At 28.6% G+C, this 9352-nt stretch carries 8 protein-coding genes; all 8 read left to right on the top strand.

The window, feature by feature from the left end:
• The first annotated feature begins 272 nt into the window (after positions 1-272).
• The 8 genes from I4U58_RS10615 (at position 273) to I4U58_RS10580 (ending at position 9302) form a co-directional block, all read left to right on the top strand.
• The gene (locus tag I4U58_RS10615) at positions 273-1844 is read left to right on the top strand and encodes a sodium-dependent transporter (protein WP_195931320.1); all 1572 of its coding nucleotides are present in this window, start codon (positions 273-275) and stop codon (positions 1842-1844) included.
• Positions 1845-2189: 345 nt separating this feature from the next.
• Positions 2190-2882 (top strand): hypothetical protein, encoded by a 693-nt coding sequence (locus I4U58_RS10610; protein WP_195931319.1) that lies wholly within the window; start codon positions 2190-2192, stop codon positions 2880-2882.
• A 78-nt stretch (positions 2883-2960) separates the two neighbouring features.
• A complete protein-coding gene (gene rlmD / locus I4U58_RS10605; RefSeq protein ID WP_195931318.1) occupies positions 2961-4325 on the top strand; it encodes a 23S rRNA (uracil(1939)-C(5))-methyltransferase RlmD in 1365 nt (454 codons plus the stop codon).
• A 190-nt stretch (positions 4326-4515) separates the two neighbouring features.
• On the top strand, positions 4516-5949 hold the full coding sequence (locus tag I4U58_RS10600) for an MDR family MFS transporter (RefSeq protein WP_195931317.1): 1434 nt from the start codon (positions 4516-4518) through the stop codon (positions 5947-5949).
• A gap of 209 nt (positions 5950-6158) precedes the next feature.
• Positions 6159-6572, top strand: coding sequence for an EamA family transporter (locus tag I4U58_RS10595; RefSeq protein ID WP_195931316.1), 414 nt, complete (start codon positions 6159-6161; stop codon positions 6570-6572).
• A gap of 405 nt (positions 6573-6977) precedes the next feature.
• Positions 6978-7718 carry a M15 family metallopeptidase gene (locus I4U58_RS10590; RefSeq protein ID WP_195931315.1) on the top strand — a complete coding sequence of 247 codons (741 nt, stop codon included), beginning with the start codon at positions 6978-6980 and terminating at the stop codon, positions 7716-7718.
• Between the two features lie 216 nt (positions 7719-7934).
• A complete protein-coding gene (gene udk, locus I4U58_RS10585; protein ID WP_195931314.1) occupies positions 7935-8552 on the top strand; it encodes a uridine kinase in 618 nt (205 codons plus the stop codon).
• A gap of 231 nt (positions 8553-8783) precedes the next feature.
• Positions 8784-9302 carry an NUDIX hydrolase gene (locus tag I4U58_RS10580; protein WP_195931313.1) on the top strand — a complete coding sequence of 173 codons (519 nt, stop codon included), beginning with the start codon at positions 8784-8786 and terminating at the stop codon, positions 9300-9302.
• The last annotated feature ends 50 nt before the right edge of the window (positions 9303-9352 follow it).

Raw genomic sequence — 9352 nt, 5'->3', positions numbered from 1 at the left:
CAAATAATTATTGAAATTTATAAAAAATGATGATACTATTATTTTATAAAGAGGGCCACTAATGTAGCAGATGCTTTAAATTTAGTGGCCCTCTTTATAAAATAAATAGTCAGAAAATTTAATAAAATATTAAAACTTATAATACGATAATAGACTAAATTTGGATATAAATATAGCATTAATGTTTTATTAAATTGAAATTATATTTCTGATTTATTTAAGTTATATTTGTTTTGTTTAGGTCATAATATTTAACAAAGGAGGGGTAAAAGATGGCAGATAATCAAAACAGAGATCAATGGGGTTCGAAGATAGGTCTGATTCTTGCGATGGCAGGGAATGCAGTTGGACTTGGTAACTTCTGGCGTTTCCCATATATAGCAGCCACTAATGGTGGTGGAGCATTCATGATTCCATATTTCTTCGCACTAATCGTTATAGGTTTACCTACAATGTTAGTCGAATGGGCAATAGGACGTTATGGTGGTGCTCATGGACATGGTACAGTAGGTCCAATGGTATATATACAAGCTAGAAAAGCTATATCTCCGAAAAAAGCAATTATATTAGGTTCTGTATGCGGAGCAATAGGTTTTGGGGTAACTGTATTAGTTAACTCATATTACACTCATATCATAGGTTGGTCATTAGGATATGCAGTTAATTCATTAACTGGTGGATATGTAGGTGTAGATTCTGGAGCATTCTTTGTAAACTATGTCACTGATCCTAAAAACTTAATATTCTGGATTATAGGTTTAGCATCTTTAGGATGGGCAGTTATGAAAGGTGTATCTGAAGGTATAGAAGCTTGGGCTAAAGTAATGATGCCAGCTATATATGTATTTGGTATCATATTAGCAGTAAGAGCCGTAACATTAGGCGCTCCTGTAAATCCAGATTGGTCATCTATGAAAGGTTTAAATTTCGTTTGGAATCCAGACTTAAGTCAGTTAACATCAGCTTCAATAGTTACTGCTACAGGTCAAATATTCTTTACGTTATCTTTAGGAATGGGTATAATTTGTAACTACGCATCATACCTACAACCAGATGAAGATATAGTAACAGCTTCTGTAGCAACAGTAGCATTAAATGAATTTGCAGAAGTTATATTAGCTGGTACATCTGTTATACCTATTTCTTATGCATTCCTTGGACCAGAAGGTATCAAAGGTAGTATAGGTTTAGCATTTATGGCATTACCAAATGTATTTACTACAATGGCTGGTGGTAGAATATTTGGTGCAGTTTGGTTCTTCTTATTATTCTTTGCAGGATTTACATCTGCAATAGCAATGTACAACTACTTAGTTGCATTACTAGAAGAAGAATTAGGCGTAGAAAGAAAGAAAGGTGCTATAGTAATATTCATATTATACTTAATCGTTGGTGCTCCAATAGCTGCTGAAGGTATAATAACTGGAGAAGCTAACTTAGTTTACTTCACAGAAGTAGATAACTGGATAGGTAACTACTTACTAATAGTTCTTGGATTATTAGAAGTTATAACACTTGCTTGGTTAGTTAAAGATGAAGGTCTAGAAGAAATGAACAGAGGTGGATTATGGCATGTACCAAAATGGTTCTATAGAGTATTCCATCAATTCTTAACACCAATTTGTATAATAGTATTCTTAGCAATATTCACAAAAGACTACTGGACAGCTGGTAACTTTAAAATCACTCCATCATATATCGAAGGAATTGAATATATGGCTCCTTGGGTAAATGCAGCAAGATTAGTTGTTGTAGTAGTATTAATAATTGGATTTGCACAAACATATAGAGCTATCAAACGTAAATATAAAGATGAAATAGAATCTAACAAAGCAAATGCTTAGTTGCATTAAAATAATTACTTAGTCGTGTTTAATAAATAAAGGATGGTGAATTATCATGACAGGTGCAGCATATACATTTTTAGGTATTGTTTGGGTTGCTATATTAGGAACAGCTGGAATAGCTTTAAAGAAAATAGTTGGCAATAGAGCATAATAATGACACTTTAAAGTGACATAATTAATTAAAAAAGAAAACCCTACAAAAACTTTGTGGGGTTTTTTTATAACACATATTTTTAAAAGTTTTATTTAAATTTTAATTAGAAGGAATTATACTTATATTACGGATATATTTAAATTGTATTCATAAAAAGGTTATATATTTAAACAGAGGGGGTGTATTAATTGGGTTCAAATACAGTAGCATTAACAATTAATAATCTAAGCAAAGAAATTAAAAAATTAAAAGGCCTTAAAGATAGACAAAAAGGTAAGTATTTATCTGATTTAGACAAATTAAATGCACAATATAAAGACTTAGAATTACCAGATTATTTTACGACACAGTATAACCAATTAAATAAAAAGGGGAATGAACTTCTTAAAGATATCAGAGGCGGAAAACATGTAGACAATGTAGCAAATGATATTCCTATTTATATAAGATATTTAAAAGCATCTTTAATGGACTTTGAAGGTAAAACAAATAAACTAAAATATTATCTTCTTAGTTTCTATTTAACATCAGCATTATTTATGGCATTTACACCTCAGTTTTACGGTTATATATTACCACTTATATTTTTAGTACCAATATTCCTAGGTGTAAGAGGATGTAAAAAGAGATCAATAAATGGATTTTATATGAGTATGAGTGTAATACCGGTTGCGATTATGACGGCAGCTACATGGATTAGATACGGAATACAAGCAATGGGAGATTTTGATACATATGTAAAGGCTATTGTTGATTCGGGATTAAGTCAATCAATGTCTGAAAAATTAATATATGTCGGTTTTGTCGGAGGTATATTATTACTTGTAGTAGCATGTTTCCAATTATATTTTGGATTTAAAAATAAAGATTTATTTATTTAAGGACTTTATAAGTCCTTATTTTTTTGGTAAAATAAATTTTTGAAGTCAAAAAAAATTGTTCGGAGGAAAAGGGAACCTATGTTATCAAAAAATAAAGAATATATAGTAGATATAGTAGATATAGGTCAAGGTGGCGTAGGAATTGGAAAATACGAAGGTTTTACTGTATTTGTCGATGGTGGACTTGTACAGGATAAAATAAAAGTTAAAATTACAAAATCTAAAAAAAATTATGCTGTTGGAGATATGATAGAAATAATTGAAAAATCACCATTTAGAGTAGCTAGAAAATGTAGCGAAAATCTTAGACAGTGTGGTGGATGCCAAATTCAAGAATTAGACTATCAAAAACAGCTTGATATAAAAACAAACGAAGTAAAACAAGTTATAAGTAGGATTGGTAAACTAGATGACGTTGTGATTCACGACACTCTAGGAATGGAACATCCTTTTAGATATAGAAATAAAGCTCAATTTCCAATTCAAAAGAAAGACAATATGCCTGTTATAGGATTTTATAAAAAGAAAAGTCATGACTTGATATCGACTGATGAATGTATAATACAACATGAAGTAAATGATAAAATAATAAAAATAATAAAAACTTATATTAGAGCCTATAATGTAAGTATTTATGATGAAAAAACACATAAAGGTTTATTAAGACATGTAGTAACTAAAGTTGGATTTACTACAGGTGAAGTGATGATCGTTTTAGTTGCTAACGGTAAGAAACTACCATATTTAAAAGAATTAGCATCAGTTTTAAAAGAAAATATACCTGGATTTAAAACTCTTGTTGTAAATGTTAATACACAAAAAACTAATGTTATTTTAGGAAAAGAAAATATAGTTGCTTATGGAGATGGAATGATTAGAGACTATATAGGTGAATTAGTATTTGAAATATCACCATTATCGTTCTTCCAAGTTAATCCACTTCAAACTGAAGTTTTATACAATAAAGCTTTAGAATATGCAAATTTAGGCGAAAATGACACAGTATTTGATATTTATTGTGGAATAGGTACTATATCATTATTCTTAGCACAAAAGGCTAAGAAGGTATACGGAATAGAAATAGTAGAAGACGCAATAAAAGACGCTAAGAGAAACGCTAAGATAAATAACATGGATAATGTCGAGTTCTATGTTGGAAAGGCTGAAGAAGTCGTTCCAAAGATGTATAAAGAAGGAAAAAGAGCTAATGTAGTAGTTGTCGACCCGCCAAGAAAAGGGTGCGATGAAAAAGTACTAGATACGATAATTTCGATGCAACCAGATAGAGTGGTTTATGTTTCATGTAATCCATCTACTCTTGCAAGAGATTTAGCTTACTTAAATGAAAGAGGATATAAATGTCATGAGATTCAACCTGTGGACATGTTCCCACATAGTGTTCATGTTGAAAATGTGGCATGGTTATCAAAAGCTGATAACTAAAAGCAAATATCCAATTATAAATAAATTAAAGTTAATATATATGTTTATATTAATTAAAATAAAAACTCCCATTTACGGGAGTTTTTTTGTTTTGATTACTTACAAGAAAGGTAACCTAAATTGACAGTGGTATTATTTGTATAATATAATAATTTATGTTATTTACAATTGTTGGGAGGAAAAAGGAATTATGGGATTGGAATTAAGTGAAAGGAAGAGAAACATCATATTTGTTAACGTTCTCATAGGGTGTATTGTTTCGACTATGCTTTCAACTGCGTTAACAACTATTTTATCATCAGTAATGGATTCGTTTAATATTGATGCTGCAATGGGACAATGGCTTACGAGTTCATATTCACTAGTAATGGGGATTATGATGCCTTTAACGGCATATTTGATTAATACTATTTCGACAAAGAAATTATATATCGTTTCTATTGGATTGTTTATAGTAGGTTTAATCTTCTGTATATTTGCGACAAAATTTGAAATTATGTTATTAGGTCGTCTTATACAGGCATGTGGAGCAGGTATATTAACAGCAATGACTCAAGTTATTGCGTTGACAATTTTCCCTGCTGAAAAAAGAGGAACAGCTATGGGGTGGTATGGATTATCAGTAGGAGTAGCTCCAGTGATTTCACCAACATTAGCAGGAATTATTTCAGATAGTGTTGGTTGGAGAATGTTCTTTGTATTAGTTCTAGTTATAGCGATTATATCATTTATAGTATCTGTTTTTGTGTTCGAAAACGTTTTAGAAACGAAGAATCAAAAACTAGATATTGCTTCATTTATTTATAGTATTTGTGGTTTTGGTGGTATAACCTTGATGGTTGGTAGTATTTCAGGTGGGAATTGGAAGAGTATGAATTTTATTATTTTATCAAGTATTGGAATATTAGGAATGATATTATTTTTACGAAAACAGTTAAAACTAGAAGAGCCATTTTTAGAAATTAGATTAGTTAAAAATAAAATTTTTACAATGTCTTTAATCGGAAGTATATTACTTTACTTTATTGTTCTTGGATCTTCTGTGATGTTGCCATTGTATGTACAAACTATAAAAGGTTATTCTGCAACAATTTCAGGATTTGTAACATTGCCAGGAGCTATTGTAATGGCAGTATTAAGTCCTATAGCAGGAAAGATATATGATAAATTAGGTATAAGAAAATTATATATATCAAGTGCTATATTATTATTCATAGGAAGCGCAGGAATGAGTCGAATTACAATAGAAACATCTATATGGTGGGCATGTATTTTAAATATATTCCGTTATGCAGCAATAGGATGTATACTTACACCTATTATGACATGGGGAGTTAATAATATTGAAAATAGTTTAACATCACATGGGACAGCACTTATAAACACACTTAGAACAATTGCAGGTGCAATTGGAAGTGTAGTATTTGTAGGGATAATGACTTCTGTTGCTTCTAACTCTACAGCTATAGATTCTAATTTAGCACAACTAGAAGGGATGTCTGCATCATTTGTTGGAATGGCTATTGCATCAGCAGTATTCTTAATAATTGGGATTTTAGGAGTAAAAGATGCTGAATTTGATGATGAATATGCTCAAGAAGACGAGTCTGAAGTAGTTATATAAAAATATTAGAATAAATTCCTTCTTAAAGTATAAGAAATAAATTGATTTTAATTATCTAAAATACAGTTTAATAAAGATAAATTAGGAGATAGAATTATAGCTTATCTCCTAATTTATTTTCAAGTAAAGTTAGGTATAATAATATTTGGATCATATTGATTATTTTGGTATAATTGAATTAGAATTATATGAATAAGGGGGTGGAAAATATGTGGTTAGTATTTGCGATTTTATCATCTGTATTTGCAGCATTAACTTCTATTCTTGCAAAGGTTGGGATTGATGGTGTAAATTCAAACTTAGCAACTGCAATAAGAACAGTAGTAGTTCTTGTTATGGCATGGGCAATGGTATTTTTAACCAATACGCAAAGTGGTATTGTGGAGATTAGTAAAAAGAGTTGGACGTTTTTAATTTTATCAGGTCTTGCTACAGGAGCATCTTGGCTATGTTACTACAAAGCATTACAGATAGGAGATGCATCAAAAGTTGTTCCAATTGATAAATTAAGTGTGGTAATTACTTTAATTTTGGCATTTACATTTTTACACGAGCAATTCACAATGAAATCAATAATAGGCTCAATTTTAATTACAGCAGGTACATTATTTATGGTATTGTAGATTAGTTTATATTTATATAAACTAATCTTATATATATAATATAAAAGGTAGCTGCATATTTTTTGCCTTTGTTATGATAATGATTTTCATTATACAAAAATATCAAAATAAGTTATTATAAGACATTTAAAGATAAGTAAAAACTCAATAATAACAAAAATAAGTCGATAATTAAAAAAACAAGAGAAAAATATGGAATAAAATGGTATACTAGAAAGTGAGTAATTAATTAGAATAATTAAGTATCTAAGTAAATACAGATGCACATAGTATACAATATAAAATTTCATTATAAATGATGAATTATAAGAAGCAGATATAGATACTCCATATAAAAATTATTTATAAATAATCAAAATACAATATAAAAAGATTATTAGTAAATGAGGGGTAGGAGATATTAATATGAATAGTATAAAGAAAATAGGAATGATAACAGGTTTTTCTATTGTTTTAGGAGCTGGGGTTTTTATGACAAATATCAATATAAATAATTTATTTAATGATAAAGTTGTTTATAGTGATATAAATGAAAAAGTAAAAGAAGCAAATCAAGAAAAATCAGAGAAGACAAAGGTAAAAAAAGAAGCTAAGAAAATAAAACCATCTAAAGATAAAAATGGGGCGTATAATGTAAATGGAACTATAATTGTTAATAAAAAATATGGTTTAGATGAAAATTATACATATAAGGACAATCAAGAATTGTATGATGAGGCTACAGAGGCATTTGAAAAAATGCAAAAAGATGCTGAAAAAGATGGAGCATGGTTTCATATAGTAAGCAGATATAGAAGTTATGCTGTTCAAAATTGGGTATATGAATCATATAAAAAAGAAAGGAAAAATGTAGATACATTTTCTGCAAAACCAGGATATAGCGAACATCAAACTGGTCTTGCTTTTGATTTGAATGGAGAAGATCAAGAAACATCTTCAAATGAAAAATTTGAAGATACAGAACAATATAAATGGCTTAATGAAAATGCATATAAATATGGATTTATATTGAGATATCCAAAGGATAAAATTGATATAACAGGATATAAATTTGAGCCTTGGCATTATAGATATGTAGGAACAGAAATAAGTTATGCATTAAAAGATAGAGATATAACTTTAGAAGAATATTTTAATCTTAAATAAATACTTCTAATAAAAAAGTAGTTGGTATTAATATGGATGCCAGCTACTTTTTTTATTGATAAATATATATTTTTTTAACTTATTTAAAATAAAAATTGTAAATTCTTTAAAGGCTATTGAAAAGTAATTTTATATAAGATATTATAGAAATAATATGTTTTAAAATATAATATAAATTATAAGTTAAAAATAAATAAGAACGAGTAGGTGTGCAGAATGAAAAAAGATATATGTATAGTAGGTATAGCAGGTGGTTCTGCTTCAGGGAAAACTACTATTGTAAATAACATAAAAGAGTTATTTCAAAATGACATTGAACTAATAAGTCATGACAATTATTATCTATCAAATGATGATAAAACTATGGAAGAAAGAGTTAAATTAAACTATGACCATCCATCATCATTCGACACAGATAAAATGATAGAAGACGTTAAAAAATTAAAATCAGGTGAAATGATATACAGACCTGTTTACGACTACACTCAACATACAAGAGCGAAAGAAGTTGTAGAAGTTCATCCTAAAAAAGTTATAATACTAGAAGGTATATTAATACTAGAAGATCCAAGACTTAGAGATTTAATGGATATAAAAGTATTCGTTGATACTGATGCTGATGAAAGATTAATGAGACGTATATTAAGAGATACACAAGAAAGAGGAAGAACAGTAGAATCAGTTTTAAATCAATATGTAACTACTGTAAAACCAATGCATGAGCAATTTGTAGAACCTTCTAAAAAATATGCTGATATAATAATTCCTAGAGGTGGCGAAAACAAAATAGGAATACACATATTACAAGAGCATTTAAAATTAATGTTAGACTAGGTTTAAGTTAAAAATTATTTTATTATAAGATAATCAAACTAAATAATATAGTAAAGTACGTAAATTCTATATTATACAAATAAGATATATATAATATAACTGAAGTTTGTAATATTATAAGTGCAGATGATTAAATAAAATTTATTTGATAATCTGCACTTATTTTTTTATTAGTAAAGTCTCCTACATAATATAATTAATATATAATCATATTATGTAGGAGGCTTTACTTTGAATTATATACAAGCGATAAAAAATTTTGAACCGATAAACGAACAAGAGCAAAACGATAAGAAACTAATTTTAAATTTTATAGAAAAAAATAATGATGTACTTTATAGAGAAAATGAATATGCACATATGACTAGTTCGGGGCTTATTTTTAATAAAAACTTAGACAAAATACTTATGGTTCACCATAATATCTACAATACATGGTCATGGACTGGTGGACATGCTGATGGGGAAGATGATTTATTAAAAGTAGCGATTAAAGAAGCAAAAGAAGAAACAGGAGTAAAAGATATAGGTGTTTTGGATGAAAATATAATAGCTATAGATATTTTACCTGTTGTTCCACATATAAAAAGAGGAAAATTTGTAAGTGGACATCTCCACTTCTGTATATCATATGCTTTAGTAGCAGATGAAAGTAGTCATACTGAAGCTAAGCTAGACGAAAATAGTGGTGTTAAGTGGATAAAAATAGATGAACTAGAGAATTATTCAAATGATAGAAATATTAAATAAGAATACCAAGATAAAGATAATATCTTTATTAAGTGCGATAGTTCTTTGGA

The sequence above is a fragment of the Clostridium sp. 1001270J_160509_D11 genome, from assembly GCF_015667935.1.
In the GTDB taxonomy this organism is placed as follows: domain Bacteria; phylum Bacillota; class Clostridia; order Peptostreptococcales; family Peptostreptococcaceae; genus Intestinibacter.
Note: the sequence above shows the minus strand (reverse complement) of the source record. Positions and strands in the feature narration are given on the sequence as shown.